At 67.6% G+C, this 15677-nt stretch carries 15 protein-coding genes and 2 pseudogenes; 12 read left to right on the forward strand and 5 right to left on the reverse strand.

Annotation, left to right across the window (positions count from 1 at the left end; translation table 11 throughout):
* The first annotated feature begins 247 nt into the window (after positions 1-247).
* Together CJ177_RS06065 and CJ177_RS06070 are read left to right on the forward strand one after the other, a co-directional pair.
* Positions 248-1795: an acyl-CoA carboxylase subunit beta gene (locus tag CJ177_RS06065; RefSeq protein WP_061046001.1), complete on the forward strand. Its 1548-nt coding sequence runs from the start codon at positions 248-250 to the stop codon at positions 1793-1795.
* 72 nt (positions 1796-1867) lie between these two features.
* On the forward strand, positions 1868-2647 hold the full coding sequence (locus tag CJ177_RS06070; protein WP_061046002.1) for a siderophore-interacting protein: 780 nt from the start codon (positions 1868-1870) through the stop codon (positions 2645-2647).
* Positions 2648-2665: 18 nt separating this feature from the next.
* Here the strand turns inward: CJ177_RS06070 and CJ177_RS06075 are convergent, their stop codons facing one another.
* The gene (locus CJ177_RS06075) at positions 2666-3835 is read right to left on the reverse strand and encodes a multidrug effflux MFS transporter (RefSeq protein WP_061701007.1); all 1170 of its coding nucleotides are present in this window, start codon (positions 3833-3835) and stop codon (positions 2666-2668) included.
* 49 nt (positions 3836-3884) lie between these two features.
* On the opposite strand from CJ177_RS06075, the gene CJ177_RS48100 reads away from it, so the two are divergent.
* A complete protein-coding gene (locus CJ177_RS48100) occupies positions 3885-4115 on the forward strand; it encodes a site-specific integrase (protein ID WP_197436410.1) in 231 nt (76 codons plus the stop codon).
* A 189-nt stretch (positions 4116-4304) separates the two neighbouring features.
* A pseudogene (locus tag CJ177_RS47930) lies at positions 4305-5584 on the forward strand (tyrosine-type recombinase/integrase).
* On the opposite strand, the pseudogene CJ177_RS06085 reads toward CJ177_RS47930, so the two are convergent.
* Positions 5581-6182, reverse strand: a pseudogene (locus CJ177_RS06085) (M23 family metallopeptidase). The pseudogenes CJ177_RS47930 and CJ177_RS06085 sit on opposite strands and share 4 nt — an antisense overlap.
* A gap of 250 nt (positions 6183-6432) precedes the next feature.
* Between CJ177_RS06085 and rpsB the strand changes: the two are divergent.
* The 6 genes from rpsB to CJ177_RS06115 all read left to right on the forward strand — a co-directional run bounded on the left by rpsB (position 6433) and on the right by CJ177_RS06115 (position 11466).
* The gene (rpsB, locus tag CJ177_RS06090) at positions 6433-7317 is read left to right on the forward strand and encodes a 30S ribosomal protein S2 (RefSeq protein WP_005259344.1); all 885 of its coding nucleotides are present in this window, start codon (positions 6433-6435) and stop codon (positions 7315-7317) included.
* Positions 7318-7429: 112 nt separating this feature from the next.
* Positions 7430-8257 (forward strand): translation elongation factor Ts, encoded by an 828-nt coding sequence (gene tsf, locus CJ177_RS06095; protein ID WP_005240533.1) that lies wholly within the window; start codon positions 7430-7432, stop codon positions 8255-8257.
* A gap of 174 nt (positions 8258-8431) precedes the next feature.
* Positions 8432-9160 carry a UMP kinase gene (pyrH, locus tag CJ177_RS06100; RefSeq protein ID WP_005240535.1) on the forward strand — a complete coding sequence of 243 codons (729 nt, stop codon included), beginning with the start codon at positions 8432-8434 and terminating at the stop codon, positions 9158-9160.
* Between the two features lie 81 nt (positions 9161-9241).
* The gene (frr, locus tag CJ177_RS06105) at positions 9242-9799 is read left to right on the forward strand and encodes a ribosome recycling factor (RefSeq protein ID WP_005240537.1); all 558 of its coding nucleotides are present in this window, start codon (positions 9242-9244) and stop codon (positions 9797-9799) included.
* 28 nt (positions 9800-9827) lie between these two features.
* Positions 9828-10754, forward strand: coding sequence for a phosphatidate cytidylyltransferase (locus tag CJ177_RS06110; RefSeq protein WP_082833611.1), 927 nt, complete (start codon positions 9828-9830; stop codon positions 10752-10754).
* Between the two features lie 10 nt (positions 10755-10764).
* On the forward strand, positions 10765-11466 hold the full coding sequence (locus tag CJ177_RS06115) for a class I SAM-dependent methyltransferase (protein ID WP_005240542.1): 702 nt from the start codon (positions 10765-10767) through the stop codon (positions 11464-11466).
* Positions 11467-11476: 10 nt separating this feature from the next.
* Here CJ177_RS06115 and CJ177_RS06120 read toward each other — a convergent pair whose 3' ends face one another.
* Together CJ177_RS06120 and CJ177_RS06125 are read right to left on the reverse strand one after the other, a co-directional pair.
* Positions 11477-12328 carry a CoA ester lyase gene (locus CJ177_RS06120; protein ID WP_005259336.1) on the reverse strand — a complete coding sequence of 284 codons (852 nt, stop codon included), beginning with the start codon at positions 12326-12328 and terminating at the stop codon, positions 11477-11479.
* Between the two features lie 83 nt (positions 12329-12411).
* Positions 12412-12825 carry a lipopolysaccharide assembly LapA domain-containing protein gene (locus tag CJ177_RS06125; protein WP_095867460.1) on the reverse strand — a complete coding sequence of 138 codons (414 nt, stop codon included), beginning with the start codon at positions 12823-12825 and terminating at the stop codon, positions 12412-12414.
* Positions 12826-12939: 114 nt separating this feature from the next.
* On the opposite strand from CJ177_RS06125, the gene rlmN reads away from it, so the two are divergent.
* Entirely contained in the window at positions 12940-14049 is a 1110-nt protein-coding gene (gene rlmN, locus CJ177_RS06130; RefSeq protein ID WP_061701006.1) for a 23S rRNA (adenine(2503)-C(2))-methyltransferase RlmN, read from the forward strand.
* 75 nt (positions 14050-14124) lie between these two features.
* Here the strand turns inward: rlmN and CJ177_RS06135 are convergent, their stop codons facing one another.
* Positions 14125-14394, reverse strand: a complete 270-nt coding sequence (locus tag CJ177_RS06135; RefSeq protein ID WP_025432355.1) for a DUF2631 domain-containing protein — start codon at positions 14392-14394, stop codon at positions 14125-14127.
* 81 nt (positions 14395-14475) lie between these two features.
* Here CJ177_RS06135 and dxr point away from each other — a divergent pair, with 81 nt between their 5' ends.
* Complete coding sequence (gene dxr / locus CJ177_RS06140) at positions 14476-15672, forward strand: 1-deoxy-D-xylulose-5-phosphate reductoisomerase (RefSeq protein WP_373560034.1); 1197 nt, start codon at positions 14476-14478, stop codon at positions 15670-15672.
* Positions 15673-15677 lie beyond the last annotated feature (5 nt).

The following is a 15677-nucleotide window of genomic DNA, read 5'->3' on the forward strand; positions in this document are numbered from 1 at the left end:
GCCATGTTCGTTTGCCGGCGGTTTAGCACTAACTGAGAGCACGCCGCGGACCGACATCGAGTCCTGATCGAGTCTGTGAGTCCTAACAGCGTTGTGCCGGAGGGGGTAGTTGTGCCCGTCGTGGGTACTTAGAGTCCAGTCGGCTCACCCATAGGGCCCGGTCGGTGCACGTACGGTCTCCGATGAGGGAACTACCGGCGCTCCGGGAGTGCAGTCTGCTCGGGGGCGTCTTGAGGAGGAATCTCACATGACTAGGACCACGGCGGAACTGCTCGCTGACCTGGAGGTTCGGCTCGAGCAGTCGCTGAATCCGGGGAGCCCGAGGGCGATCGCGCGCCGCGCGGAGAAAGGCCTGCCCGGACCCCGCGAACGGATCCGGATGCTGCTCGACCGCGGTAGTTTCATCGAGGTCGGACAGATGGCGAGGAACCCGGGAGCCCCCGACAACCCGTACGGTGACGGCGTCGTCACCGGCCACGGAACTGTCGACGGACGTCCGGTGGCGGTGTTCTCGCACGACCACACCGTGTTCGGTGGCAGCGTGGGGGAGATGTTCGGTCGCAAGGTCGCGTCGATCATGGAGTTCGCGGCGCGGATCGGCTGCCCCTGCGTGGGCATCAACGACTCCGGCGGCGCACGCGTGCAGGACGCTGTCACGTCGCTCGCCTGGTACGCCGAGATGGGCCGCCGCCAGATCCCGCTGTCCGGAGTGTGCCCGCAGGTCTCGATCCTCCTCGGCAAATGTGCGGGCGGTGCGGCGTACGCACCGATCAACACCGATCTCGTCGTCGCCGTGGACGAGCAGGCGTACATGTTCGTCACCGGTCCCGGAGTCATCAAATCCGTCACCGGCGAGGACGTCACCCTCGACGAACTCGGTGGCGCCCGCGCTCAGGCCGAGAACGGGAACGTCCACCATGTCGCGCCGAGCGAAGAGGCGGCGTTCGCCTGGGTGCGGGAGTATCTCGGCTTCCTCCCGTCCAGCAGGCACGAAGAGGCGCCGATCGTGAACCCCGGCCTCGAACCCGACATCACCGACAACGATCTGGCGTTGAACGAGTTCATGCCGGACGCGGACAACGCCGCCTACGACATGCAAGACCTGCTGTTGAACATCTTCGACGACGGTGACTTTCACGAACTCGCCGCGCAGACGGCACCGAACGTGATCACCGGATTCTCCCGGGTGGACGGGCGATCCGTCGGAGTCGTGGCCAACCAGCCGCAATTTCTCAGTGGGGCACTGGATCAGGTCAGCGCGGACAAGGCGGCCCGCTTCGTGCGGATCTGCGACGCCTACGAGATTCCCCTCGTGTTCGTCGTCGACACGCCGGGCTTCCTGCCCGGGCTGGAACAGGAGCGGAACGGTGTGCTCCGCAGCGGCGGCCGCTTCCTGCAGGCGTTCGCGGCGGCCACGGTGCCGAAAGTGACTGTGGTGGTCCGCAAGTCCTACGGCGGTGGATATGCGGTGATGGGGTGCAAGCAACTCGGTGCCGACGTGAACTTCGCGTGGCCGACCGCACGCATCGCGGTCATGGGCGCCGAGGCCGCGATCAGTCTCCTCTACCACCGCGAACTCGAAGCCGCCGGCGACGAACAGGACGCGATGCGGCAGCAACTCGTCGACGCCTACAACGAGAACGTCGCGACACCGTATTCGGCCGCCGAGCGCGGCTACATCGACGCGGTGATCGAACCGTCCGCCACCCGGCTCGAGATCCGGCGGGCGCTGACGTTGCTCCGCGACAAGCACTCCGCCCGCGGCGAGCAGAAGCACCACCTGATTCCGCTCTGACCGCCGTCGGTAGTCACTCCTGTACCGTAGTTAGGTAACACTAACCAACTTGAGTTCATTGGAGAGATGCCTGTGGCAAAGCCGACTGCGACACTGACCGTGCTCCGGACCGAATGGCTGACCCCGCACATGGTGCGGGTATTCCTCGGCGACCCGGGATTCGACAGCTTCGTTCCCAATGCCTCCACCGATGCGTACGCGAAACTCGAATTCGGGGGTCCCGAAGAGCCCGTCCTGCGCACGTACACGATCCGGTCGGTGGATCCGGTGAAGCGAGAGATCGCCATCGACTTCGTGGTGCACGGCGACGCCGGTGTCGCCGGACCGTGGGCGGCGTCCGCGGCGGCCGGCGACGTGCTCCGGCTGCGCGGCCCCGGAGGCGCGTTCGCGCCGGACCCGGCAGCCGACTGGTACCTGCTCGCGGGAGACGAGACCGCAATCCCCGCCATCTCGGCGTCCGTCGAGAAGCTGGACGCGTCGGCGGTCGGACGGGTGATCATCGAGGTCGCCGGCCCCGAGGACGAAATCGTCTTCGGCTCGCCCGCAGGCGTCGACGTCACGTGGATCCACCGCGGCGACACGTCGGACCGGATCGGCGAAGACGCGTCGGGGGACAACGCACCCCTCGTCGCGGCGGTGCGCGACACCGCGTGGCTGCCCGGAACGGCGCAGGTGTTCATTCACGGTGAGGCGCAGGCAGTCATGCACAACCTGCGCTCCTACGTACGCAAGGAACGGGGCGTCCCCGCGTCGGCCGCGTCGATCTCCGGTTACTGGCGTCGCGGTCGCACCGAGGAGGGGTTCCGGGTGTGGAAGTCCGAGCTCGCCGCGAGCGACGGTGCCTCCCGCTGACTCACTGCGGCGGACGCGCTACGAGATGTGCGTCCGCCGCGTCAGCACCAGCAGTGACAGCATCGCCACGGCGCCCGCCGACGGGATCGCGACGGCCATCGGAACCGCGGTGTCGGGGCCGGCGATGCCGACGAGCGGCGAGACCACCGCGGCGAGGCCGAACTGGCCGGCACCGAGGAGCGCGGACCCGGTGCCGGACGCCTTGGTCACCTCACCCTGAGCCAGCGCCGTCGCATTGCCCATGACGAAACCGATGCTCGACACCGAGACGAACAGCGGAATGAGGATCGCCCACCAGGGCGGCGAATCGATCAGCGTCGCGGCGAGCAGCAGCACGACGCCCGCTGCCAGGAGCAGCGTGACCCCGAAACCCAGCAGCTGCCGCGCGTGGAATGTGCCCACGAGCCGCGTGTTCACGATCGCGGCGCCCACCATGCCCGCCGCGTTCACCGCGAACACCATAGAGAACTGCCCCGGGCTGAGCCCGAGGACGTTCTGCGCGACGAACGGGGACGCGGAGATGTACGAGAAGAGCGCGACGAACCCGAACATGAACGTGAACGCGTAACCCAGATAGACACGGTTGCCGACGACGTAGCGCACGTTCCGGAACAGTGCAGTGAGCCCGCCGCCGTGCCGGTTCTCCACGGGAAGCGTCTCCGGGACCAGGATCAGCACTCCCGCGAACATCGCCACACCGGCGGCAGTGAGAACCCAGAAGATCCCTCGCCAGCCGACCGGCCCGAGCAGGGCGCCCCCCATCAGCGGCGCGACGACCGGCGCGACCCCGCCGATGATCATCATGATGCTGAAGAGCCGGGCGGCGCTGTCTCCGCGGGCCCGGTCGGCAATGCAGGCGCGTGCGAGCACGATCGCCGCGCCACCGCTCAGCCCCTGGAAAAGTCGTGCAGCGATGAGGGTTTCGACGGTCGGCGCGAGAGCGCACGCCATCGCGGCGAGGGTCGTGACGACGGTGGCGCCGATCAGCAGGCGCCGGCGTCCGAGGCCGTCCGACAGCGGTCCCACGACGAGCTGACCGATGCCGAGCCCGGCCATGAATGTGGTCAACGTCAGCTGCACGCTCGGCGCGGATGTGTTCAGGCTCTCCGTCATCAGGGGGAGACCGGGGAGATACATGTCGGTGGCCAGCGGAGCGATCGCGGACAGTAACGCTAGGACACACAACATCGGGATGGAGATCGTTCGCTGCACAAAAGAACTCTAGCGGCGCGGCTGCTTGATTTATCTCCCGCCCGAGTCGACTGCTACCTCTACGAGCAGCGACCTGCCGGCACCGTTGGAGCTGGTACTCGACGAGTACGCGCGGCATCTCGGGCTCGATCGCGGCCGATCGCAGCACACCGTGAAGGCGTACGTCGCGGACGCGAAGTCGCTGCTGCAGCACTGGTTGTCGACGTCACCGGAGGCACACCTCGGCGAGCTCGACATCCAAGTGCTGCGGTCGTGACTCGCGGGCCAGTCCGCGGCCGGCATCGCCCGGACGACCCTCGCCCGGCGGACGTCGTCGGTGCGCAACTTCACACCCTGGCTGCTGCGGACCCGGCGCATCGCCACCGATCCCGGCGCCCGGTTGGGTGCCGCGAAGGCCCACCGCACGCGGCCCCCGGTGCTGCGGCAGTCGCAGGCGGCCGGCGTGATGGATGCCGCCGGATCGGGCGCGCAGCAGAACGATCCGATCGCCCTGCGCGACCGTCTCATCGTGGAACTGCTCTATGCGACGGGAATACGGGTGGGGGAGCTGTGCGGCCTCGACCTCGGTTCGGTGGATCGCGAACAGTGGCTGCTGCGTGTGATCGGCAAGGGAGACAAGGAGCGCTCCGTGCCGTATGGGAAACCGGCCGCCGACGCCGTGGACCTCTGGTTGCACGTCGGCAGGCCCGCGGTCGCGACGGACAGTGACACCGCGGCAGATCCGTGGGGGCAGCAATCCTGGGACGGTCCCGCCCCCGAGCCGAGCCGGCATCAGGTGACCAGTCAGGATCTGGTGGCGGATGCTCTCCTCAAACGGGCACGCAGGGCGCCGAGCCGAGGGTGGCGGCGCGGACTGCACCGGCTCACGGGGGATCGGTGAATCCGGGGGAGTCGGCAGGTGAGGCGCGCGATGCGCCACTGCTCGACCGCATCCGGCAGCCGATCCAGGGGGACTATCGAATTGCATTCCTGTCCTTGAAGGGCGGCGTCGGCAAGACGACGACCACGATCGGGCTGGGATCGATGTTCGCGTCACTGCGCGGCGACTGCGTGATCGCCGTCGACGCCAACCCCGACTTCGGGACACTCGCGCAGCGCGTGCCGCTGCAGGCGCATTCGACCGTCGGTGATCTCATCGCGGCGGAGTCGACGATCCGGCGTTACTTGGATGTGCGGGCCCACACGTCGCAGGCGCCGAGCCGTCTCGAGGTTCTCGCGAGTGAACAGGACCCGGCGATTTCCGAGGCGTTCAGTGAGGACGACTACCGGCGGGTGATCGACATCCTGCAGGTGTACTACACCATCATCCTCACCGACTGCGGCACCGGCATCATACATTCGGCGATGAACGGTGTTCTGCAACTCGCCAATTCCGTGGTGCTGGTGAGCTCGCCGGCAATTGACGGCGCCCGCAGTGCCGCCGCCACGCTGGACTGGTTGCAGCACCACGGTTACGGGCACCTGGTCTCGCGGACGGTCGTCGTGATCAGCGCCGCCCGGCCCGGCTCGAGCACGATCGACATGACGGAACTGACCAATCACTTCCTGCTCCGGTGCCGGGCCGTGAAGGTGGTGCCGTTCGACGAGCACCTCGCCGAGGGTGCGGTGGTGGATCTGGATCTGCTGCGTCCCGCGACGCAAAAGGCGTTCGTCGAACTCGCGGCGATGGTCGGGGACGACTTCCCGGAGTCGGCAGGCAGGCACGCCGTCGCGGAGTGGCGCTAGCCGCCGACGGGTTCGAGCCGTACCGGAGCCGCGCGGACGAGTCTGAGCGGGTCGAGGTATTCGCGGTCGCGGCGAAGACCCAGTGCAGGCACGCGGCGACGGGTGCGATGCAGCCCGGGTGCCCGGGTTCGAGCGTGCCGACGACGGTCCCGCGGCCCACGTGCTGCCCGGGGGTTACCCGGGCGGTCACCGGTTCGTACGTGGTGCGGAGCCCACCCGGGTGGTCGACGGAGACGACGGGCTTGCCGGCCACCGTGCCGGCGAACACCACTACACCCGCACCTGCCGACAGGACGGCCTCGTCGGGCACGCCACCCAGATCCACGCCGCGATGGCCGGGAAGTCAGTCGTGCTCGGGGTTGTCGAACGCCCGGACCACCCGCGGTCGTGGGTGCAGCGGCCAGTCGAAGTCGCCGCTCGGCGCGGCATCGGCGGGCGGGGCGAAGGCCGCCGCGGCGGTCAGCAGCGTCGACGCCGTGGCCGTCGCCGTGAGCGCCCGCAGAATCGCCCCGAACTTCGTCATGGATGAACGATCCCGCACGTCCGGGCCGATGAACGGGCAGCGGTCGAGAATGTGGATCGAACGCGCTTTGTCCACAGATCCCGCAAGACCCTTGCACGCGCGGCCGCGGGCCGCGGTGTGGCAGGGGCGGTTAGGGCGTTCGGCGTGGAGGCCGTACACTGATCGAGCGGTCTGTGCTCCCACAGTCCGACTTCGCGCGCCCGCGCAGGTTATCGGCCATCGGCTGGTCTCGCATCTCGGTGTGAGTCCGATGGTCTGCGGGCGCCAGGGTGGAGCGTCTCGAGATGCTCTGCATCAACCGGCAATGAAAGAGAGATACACAGCCATGGCTGTCGTAACAATGAAGCAGCTGCTCGACAGCGGCACGCACTTCGGTCACCAGACCCGTCGTTGGAACCCGAAGATGAAGCGTTTCATCTTCACCGACCGCAACGGCATCTACATCATCGACTTGCAGCAGACGCTGACGTACATCGACAAGGCGTACGAGTTCGTCAAGGAGACCGTTGCCCACGGCGGCACCGTCCTCTTCGTCGGCACCAAGAAGCAGGCCCAGGAGTCCATCGCGGCCGAGGCCACTCGCGTCGGGATGCCCTACGTCAACCAGCGTTGGCTCGGCGGCATGCTCACCAACTTCACCACCGTCCACAAGCGTCTTCTCCGCCTCAAGGAGCTTGAGGCGATGGAGCAGACCGGTGGCTTCGAGGGTCGCACCAAGAAGGAAATCCTCATGCTCACGCGTGAGATGACCAAGCTGGACCGCACTCTCGGTGGTATCCGCGACATGGCCAAGGTCCCCTCCGCGGTGTGGGTCGTCGACACCAACAAGGAGCACCTGGCCGTTGCCGAGGCTCGCAAGCTGAACATCCCGGTCATCGCGATCCTGGACACCAACTGCGACCCCGACCTCGTCGACTACCCGATCCCGGGCAACGACGACGCCATCCGCAGCGCCGCCCTGCTCACCAAGGTCGTCGCTTCTGCGGTGGCCGAGGGCGTGCAGGCCCGTGCCGGACTGAGCGCCGACAAGGACGCGAAGCCCGAGGCCGGCGCCGGCGAACCCCTCGCCGAGTGGGAGCAGGAACTGCTCTCGCAGGCAGCGCCCGCCGCTGAGGCTGCGCCCGCCGCAGAGGCCGCTCCCGCAGCTGAGGCACAGGCGGCTCCGGCTGCCGAGGCCCCCGCAGCAGAGGCACCCTCCACCGAGGCCTGATCCGATGCACACGGCCCTGACCAGAGATCTTTTGGTCAGGGCCGTTTCACGGTCTGGTCCGAGTACTACCCTGACTTACGTCCCGACAGACATATGAGGAGGCTCGCTCACCATGGCGAACTACACCGCCGCTGACGTCAAGCGGCTCCGCGAGCTCACCGGCTCCGGAATGATGGCCTGCAAGAACGCTCTCGCTGAGGCCGAGGGTGACTTCGACAAGGCTGTCGAGCAGCTGCGCATCAAGGGCGCCAAGGACGTGGGCAAGCGTGCCGAGCGCACCACGGCCGAGGGCCTGGTCGTTTCCAAGGACGGCGTCCTGCTCGAGCTCGACTGCGAGACGGACTTCGTCGCGAAGAACGAGGACTTCCTGAAGCTCGCCGAGTCGATCGTCACGGTCGCCGCGGCAGCGAAGCCCGCCGATGTCGACGCGCTCAAGGCGCTCGACCTCGACGGCAAGACGGTCGACACCGTCATCCAGGAGCAGTCCGCGAAGATCGGCGAGAAGCTCGTCCTGAGCAAGATCGCCTCGTTCGACGGACCGGTCGCGGTCTACCTGCACAAGCGCAGCGCCGACCTGCCGCCCGCCGTCGGCGTCCTCGTCGAGTACACCGGTGAGGGTGACGCTGCTGCGGAGGCCGCTCGCGGTGCCGCCATGCAAGTCGCGGCGCTCAAGGCCAAGTACGTCACGCGTGACGAGGTCCCCGAGGACATCGTCGCCAACGAGCGTCACATCGCCGAGGAGACCGCTCGCGCCGAGGGCAAGCCGGAGCAGGCTCTGCCGAAGATCATCGAAGGCCGCGTCAACGGCTACTTCAAGGACGTCGTGCTGACCGAGCAGTCCTCGGTGCAGGACTCCAAGAAGTCCGTGAAGGCGATCCTCGACGAGGCCGGCGTCACCATCAAGCGTTTCGTTCGCTTCGAGGTCGGTGCTTCGAGCTAGTCGTGTGAGTCGTATGGCCCCGTCGGACGAGTGCGCTCGCCCGGCGGGGCCTACGTATACCGCCACCGTCCTGATGAGGCAGGATGAAGATGGCCGTCTGAATGGGTCGAGTAGGCGCGTGGGTGCACTCGGCCGCTGTCGAGATCGACGAGTGCTGTGGAACTGAGGAGAGCAATGTCCGAACCAGCCAACGAACGTACGGGATTCCATCGAGTCCTTCTCAAACTCGGCGGAGAAATGTTCGGTGGTGGCAAGGTCGGCCTCGACCCCGATGTGGTGACCAAGGTCGCGGAGCAGATCGCCGAGGTCGTGCGATCCGGGGTGCAGGTGGCGGTGGTCATCGGCGGCGGCAACTTCTTCCGTGGTGCGGAACTGCAGCAGCGAGGTTTGGACCGCGCGCGTTCCGACTACATGGGCATGCTCGGCACCGTGATGAATTGCCTTGCTCTGCAGGACTTCCTGGAGAAAGAGGGTATCGACAGCCGCGTGCAGACGGCGATCACCATGGGACAGGTGGCGGAGCCCTACATTCCGCTGCGCGCTCAGCGTCACCTCGAGAAGGGCCGCGTCGTGATCTTCGGCGCCGGCATGGGCATGCCCTACTTCTCGACCGACACGACCGCGGCACAGCGTGCACTCGAGATCGGCGCCGAGGTCGTCTTGATGGCCAAGGCCGTCGACGGCGTGTTCACCGCGGACCCGAACCTCGACCCGACCGCGACGATGTACACGCAGATCACGCACCGTGAGGTCATCGAACAGGGGCTCAAGGTGGCCGACGCGACCGCCTTCAGCCTCTGTATGGACAACGAGATGCCGATCATGGTGTTCAATCTGCTGACCGAGGGGAATATCGCTCGGGCAGTATCCGGTGAGAAGATCGGAACGCTCGTCAAGTCATGACGCGAGTGACACGCTCGACACAGGGTTTTCTCGAAACAGAGGCAGTGACGAATCGATGCAGAACGACATGGAGGACCAGCCGTGATTGATGAAGCTCTCTTCGAAGCCGAGGAGAAGATGGAGAAGGCTGTCACGGTCGCCAAGGACGATCTCGGATCGATCCGCACGGGCCGCGCGAATCCTGGCATGTTCAATCGCATCGGAATCGACTACTACGGCGCGTTCACCCCGATCACGCAGCTCGCCAGCATCAACGTGCCGGAAGCGCGACTGGTCGTCGTCAAGCCGTACGAGGCCTCGCAGCTCGGCGCCATCGAGACGGCGATCCGGAACTCCGACCTGGGCGTGAACCCGTCCAACGACGGAAACCTGATCCGCATCTCGGTACCCCAGCTCACCGAGGAACGCCGCCGCGAACTGGTCAAGCAGGCCAAGTCCAAGGGCGAGGACGCGAAGGTGTCCGTGCGCAACGTGCGCCGCAAGGCGATGGACGAGCTGTCCCGGATCCAGAAAGACGGCGAGGCCGGCGAGGACGAGGTCGGTCGGGCCGAGAAGGAACTCGACAAGACGACCGCCCGGTACGTCGCGCAGGTCGACGAACTGGTGAAGCACAAGGAAGCCGAGTTACTGGAAGTTTAGTCACGAGACGAGGAGTGGATCGGGGACAGTGACCGTGCCAGCAGAACACGGGACCCCAGGGGGACCCATCTCCGAGGGCGACCCCTCGGAACCGGTCTCCGAGGGGTCGCCCGCGCCGGGGGCGGCCCCGGCCGCGAAGTCGAAGGCCGGGCGTAACCTGCCCGCCGCGATCGGCGTGGGCGTCGGTCTCGGCGTCGCGCTGATCCTGATCCTCGTCTACGTGCCGCTGGTGTGGATCGGCGTGGTGGCTGTCGCGATGGCAGTCGCCACCTGGGAGGTCACCAAGCGCCTGCGGGAGGCCGGGATCAGCGCCCCCCGGATCCCGCTGCTCGCGGGCGGTCAGGCGATTTTGTGGCTGGGGTGGCCGTTCGGCCCGGTCGGGGTGCTCAGCGCCTTCGCGGGGACCGTGCTGGTGTGCATGGTCTGGCGGCTGTTCGACCACGGGCTGAAGGCGACACCGCAGAATTTCCTCCGGGACACCGCGATCACCGTGTTCGTCGCCTCCTGGATCCCGCTGCTGGCGTCGTTCGCAGTGCTGATGGTGTTGCAGGACGACGGCGCCGGGCGGGTGCTGTGCCTGATGATCGGCGTGGTCTGCTCCGACGTGGGCGGCTACGCGGCGGGTGTGCTGTTCGGCAAGCATCCGATGGTCCCGGCGATCAGCCCCAAGAAGTCGTGGGAAGGGTTCTTCGGTTCGCTGCTGTTCTGCGTCATCGGCAGCCTGCTCACGGTCACCCTGATTCTCGACGAGAACTCGATGATCGGTGTGCTCCTCGGTGTCGTCCTGGTGGTCACCGCCACGCTCGGCGATCTCATCGAATCCCAGGTCAAGCGAGAGCTTCGCATCAAGGACATGGGCACCCTGCTTCCCGGGCACGGCGGCATCATGGACCGTCTCGATTCCCTGCTGCCGTCGGCGTTCGTGACGTGGCTGGTGCTCACGGTCCTCGTCTGACCGCCCTGCCGTGACCATTCCCAGCCCGAACATCTGGCACTGGCCGGAGTGGTACGAGGTCGAGAATCGTGCCCAGGACGTGGACGGGGCGATCTTCCGGCACCTGCGCGGGGCCGTGGACTGGACGGGCGGCACCGTCGCCGACCTGGGCTGCGGCTCCGGCTTCCACCTCCCGGTCTTCGCCGAGTCCGCGGCCACGGTCTACGGAATCGAACCGCACCCGCCGCTACTGGAACGTGCTCGCACCCGCGTGGGGCACCTGCCGAACGTCCGCGTGATCGACGGCTCGGCCGAGGGCATACCCCTCGGCGACGCGAGCGTGGACGTCGTGCATGCGCGGACCGCCTATTTCTTCGGTCCCGGCTGCGGCCGCGGAATCTGCGAGGCGATGCGGGTGCTGCGCCCGGGCGGCGCGCTCGTGGTGGTCGATCTCGATGCCACGGCCCATCCCTACGGCGAGTGGATGCGGGCCGACCTGCCGCAGTACAACCCGGCGACCGTCGAGGCCTTCTTCGCGGCGCAGGGGTTCGACCTGATGCGGGTGGAGACGCGGTGGCGATTCCCGGACCGGGAATCGCTGCGCGGGGTCCTCGGTATCGAGTTCACCAGGAAGACGGCATCGAAGGCGTTCGCGCGGACACCCGGCGTGGCTCTCGACGTGCGCTACCGCGTGCACGTTCGCCGAAAGCCCGCCGGGCTGGAGATGCTCTGACCGGGTGTCGTTACCGCGGTGCGATGTGGAAGAGCTGTGCGAGCGCGTTGATCTTCTTGGCCTTCGCCAGCTTGGGGAGGTCACTGCCGTCCCGCACCCGGGAGCCGTCCTCGCCGAGGTCCGCGATCACGTCGCGCGCCCATTCGGCCTCGGCCGGGGACGGGCTCAGTGCGTCGTTGACCGGGGCCGTCTGCGCGATGGTCATGCACAGCTTCCCGGTCATGCCCATCGACAGGGTCAGCGCCGACGCGCGGACCAGGGCGTCGACGTCGGTGCCGAGGGTGGGGCCGTCGATCGGCGGTGCGATCCGGGCGGCCCGGCTGGCGACCGTCAGCCGGGACCGGGGGTAGGCCATCGCCAGCGGCGAATCGTCCATCCCGGTGTCGCGGCGGAAGTCGCCGCTGCCGAACGCGAGCCGGAACGTCGCCTCCGTCCGGGCGATCTCGGGTGCCGCCTCGAGTCCCATCGCGGATTCGACGAGGGCGAGCACCTTCGTGCCCTCGGGGAGTCGCTCGGCGGTGGCGTCGACCTGCATTCCACTCTCGGTCTTGGCGAGCATGACGCCCTCGAGCCCGGGAACACCGTTCAGGGCTGCCAGATCGTCCGCCCAGTAGGGGGTGGTGGCGTCGTTGATCCGCACCCACGCGCGGCGGTTCTCGCCGAGCCAGGCGACGACGTCGGCGCGCGCCCGGGGTTTGCGGTCGGGGGTGACGGCGTCCTCGAGGTCGAGGATCACGGCGTCGGCGGCGCTGGCATGGGCCGCCTCGAAACCCTCGGGTTTGCCGGCGGGAACCAGCAGCCAGGATCGTGCTTGTTCAGCTGCGATACGCGGTGCCACAGTCGTCTCCATGTCGGCCTTCACAGTCGTGCCGTTCCGGTGATATCCACGACAGTAATTCTGCTCGCTCAGGGTCTGCGCAATCCACTTGCGTAACTAATGTTCAGTTAGAAATTACTGTTCAGGCGCCGCTGCCGGTTCGCTGCCCGCCGGATCTGGATGATGCGGACCCCGCCCGCGAGGGCCATGATCACCGCGCCTGCGATCGCCGCGAACAAGAGTGTGACGCCCAGCGGGAGGGTGAATTCCCAGGCGAACATTTCGAGGGTCGCGCTGTCGAGGTTCTGCAGGATGAACACGAGAAGCAGTACCAGAACGACGATTCCGATCACCAGACCGGTCCACGTGGCGCCCACCCGGGTGTGCTTGATGCCCTTGCGGCGTGCGACGTCGGGATGCTCGGCGCCGGCCGGTGTGGTGTCGGCGTGCGGCGGGTCGGTGGGCACCGGACCGGTGTTCGGACCACGGTGTGCCGGGACGTCCGGAGGGAAGTTCGAGGGGTCGTCCGGTGTTGTCGACATAAGTTGATCTTCACCCACCTGGGCGGGTTGCGCATGCGCATCGGGCGGCGAATCGACGTCGATCAGGCATCCGCGCGACAACGACCCCCGAATCAATGGGACAATGGAGAAACTATGGCTGTCTCGCTTCCCCTCGTTTTCACCGCGCCCCGGCGTGGGATGCCGCCCAAGCATCTCGCGGACCTCGACTCCGCCGAGCGGCGGGAGGCCGTCAAGGAGCTGGGTCTGCCCGGGTTCCGGGCCGACCAGCTGGCCCGGCAGTACTACGCGCGGCTCGAGGCCGATCCGGAGAAGATGACCGATCTCCCCGCCGCTGTGCGCGAGCAGGTGGGCGCGGCCCTGTTCCCGACGCTGCTCACCCCCGTCAAGCACCTGGCCTGCGACGGCGGGGACACCCGCAAGACGCTCTGGAAGGCGAACGACGGGACGCTGCTCGAAAGCGTCCTCATGCGCTACCCCGACCGCGCGACGCTGTGCATCTCCAGTCAGGCGGGGTGCGGAATGGCGTGCCCGTTCTGCGCGACCGGTCAGGGCGGGCTACAGCGCAACCTGTCGACCGCCGAGATCGTCGACCAGGTGCGTGCCGCCGCGGCCGCTCTGCGCGACGGTGACGTCCACGGCGGTCCGGGCCGGTTGTCGAACGTCGTCTTCATGGGGATGGGGGAGCCGCTCGCCAACTACAAGCGAGTGGTCGCCGCGGTCCGTCGCATCACCTCGCCCGCCCCCGACGGCCTCGGGTTGTCGCAGCGCTCCGTGACGGTGTCGACGGTGGGTCTGGCGCCTGCGATCCGCAAGCTCGCCGACGAGGACCTCAGCGTGACGCTGGCCGTGTCTCTGCACACCCCGGACGACGAACTGCGCGACACCCTGGTGCCCGTGAACAACCGCTGGTCGGTGGCGGAGGTCCTCGACGCCGCCCGCTACTACGCGGACAAGTCCGGCCGACGCGTCTCGATCGAGTACGCGCTGATCCGGGACGTGAACGATCAGCCGTGGCGCGCCGACCTGCTGGGCAAGAAGCTGCGCAAGGCACTCGGGTCACTGGTGCACGTGAATCTCATTCCGCTGAACCCCACACCGGGCAGTGAGTGGGACGCGAGCCCGAAGCCGGTGGAGAAGGAATTCGTCCGGCGCGTGCTGGCGCAGGGTGTGTCCTGCACCGTGCGGGACACCCGCGGCCAGGAAATCGCGGCCGCCTGCGGGCAGCTCGCCGCCGAGAACTGAGCGTCCGCCGAACAGGCAGAAACGACGAACCCCTCGCCCGAGTGATCGGGGCGAGGGGTTCGCTCGTGGTTCGTGTTACCGGGGCTTGCGCCGCAGGACGATGTCGCGAACGAGGATCAGGACCATCAGGGCCGCGCAGGCGATCAGCCACAGGTCCTCGACCAGGCCGGTGTGGTTGCCGATGATCATGAGCAGCAGGAACACGGCGAAGAACCATCCGAAGAACCGGAACGTCTTCGGCGCCTCACCGCTCCAGCCCCATGCTGCCGACGGGACCTCCGCGGTGTCGATGTGTGCGGCCACGATGGGGTCGCTGGACGAGGGCTCCAACTGGGTACCGGCCACGATCGATCCTCCTGCAGATTCGGTTGCGCTACTCGACATATCGTGACATACGACTGCCCGTCGTATGTAGTGGGGCCATCCATGGCGGGCCGTCCGCATTTCATCAGGAACAATGGGTGGGTGGATGAAAACAGGCCCACTCGCGTCCTGCTGCTCGGCAGCACAGGTTCGATCGGTACCCAGGCGTTGGAGGTGGTGGCCGCCAACCCGGACAAGTTCACGGTGGTGGGACTCGCGGCCGGTGGCGGAAACGTCGAACTGCTGAACCGGCAGATTCGTGAGACGGGTGTGTCCTCCGTCGCAGTCGCGGATCCGCGGGCGGCTGCATCGCTGGATCGGCCCGGCGTGCTGAGCGGACCGGACGCCGTCACCGAACTCGTGCGGACCACGGAAGCGGACGTCGTGCTCAACGCGCTCGTCGGTTCGCTGGGACTGGAGCCGACGCTCGCCGCACTCGACTCCGGTGCGCGGCTCGCCCTGGCCAACAAGGAGTCGCTCGTCGCCGGCGGCCCCCTCGTCACCGCAGCGGCGGCTCCGGGACAGATCGTGCCGGTCGACTCCGAGCACTCCGCGCTGGCCCAGTGCCTGCGGGGCGGCAGCGCGGACGAGGTGGACCGGCTGGTTCTCACCGCCTCGGGCGGACCGTTCCGCGGCTGGACTTCCGAACGGCTCGAATCGGTCACACCCGAGCAGGCCGGTGCCCACCCCACGTGGTCGATGGGGCCGATGAACACGCTGAACTCCGCGACACTCGTCAACAAGGGGCTCGAACTGATCGAGACCCACCTGCTGTTCGGCGTCGACTACGACCGGATCGACGTCACCGTCCACCCGCAGTCCATCGTGCACTCGATGGTCACGTTCACCGACGGGTCGACGCTGGCGCAGGCCAGCCCACCCGACATGAAACTCCCGATCGCCCTGGCGCTCGGCTGGCCGCACCGTGTCGCCGGCGCCGCCGCGGCCTGCGACTTCAGCACGGCGTCCACCTGGGAGTTCGAGCCACTCGACTCGCAGGTTTTCCCCGCCGTCGACCTCGCCCGCGAGGCAGGTAAGGGTGGGGGATGCCTCACCGCGGTCTACAACGCTGCGAACGAAGTCGCGGCTCAGGCATTCTTGGACGGGATCATCCGGTTCCCGCGCATCGTCCGCACCGTCGCCTCCGTGCTGTCCGAGGCGGACGAGTGGTCGGCGCCACCGGCTACCGTGGAAGACGTACTGGCCGCCGACGGCTGGGCACGTGAGCGAGCACGTCAGCTCGTGAAGCAGGAAGGCTAGAACTG

It is taken from the genome of Rhodococcus sp. ACPA1, assembly GCF_002300195.1.
Taxonomy (GTDB): domain Bacteria; phylum Actinomycetota; class Actinomycetes; order Mycobacteriales; family Mycobacteriaceae; genus Rhodococcus_F; species Rhodococcus_F opacus.

What these genes read in the sequence shown, in the direction of transcription:
- CJ177_RS06065 (WP_061046001.1), top strand. Translation starts at nt 248, where the DNA reads ATGACTAGGACCACGGCGGAACTGCTCGCTGACCTGGAGGTTCGGCTC.
- CJ177_RS06075 (WP_061701007.1), bottom strand. Translation starts at nt 3,835, where the DNA reads ATGTTGTGTGTCCTAGCGTTACTGTCCGCGATCGCTCCGCTGGCCACC.
- rpsB (WP_005259344.1), top strand. Translation starts at nt 6,433, where the DNA reads ATGGCTGTCGTAACAATGAAGCAGCTGCTCGACAGCGGCACGCACTTC.
- tsf (WP_005240533.1), top strand. Translation starts at nt 7,430, where the DNA reads ATGGCGAACTACACCGCCGCTGACGTCAAGCGGCTCCGCGAGCTCACC.
- pyrH (WP_005240535.1), top strand. Translation starts at nt 8,432, where the DNA reads ATGTCCGAACCAGCCAACGAACGTACGGGATTCCATCGAGTCCTTCTC.
- CJ177_RS06125 (WP_095867460.1), bottom strand. Translation starts at nt 12,825, where the DNA reads ATGTCGACAACACCGGACGACCCCTCGAACTTCCCTCCGGACGTCCCG.
- rlmN (WP_061701006.1), top strand. Translation starts at nt 12,940, where the DNA reads ATGGCTGTCTCGCTTCCCCTCGTTTTCACCGCGCCCCGGCGTGGGATG.
- dxr (WP_373560034.1), top strand. Translation starts at nt 14,476, where the DNA reads ATGGCGGGCCGTCCGCATTTCATCAGGAACAATGGGTGGGTGGATGAA.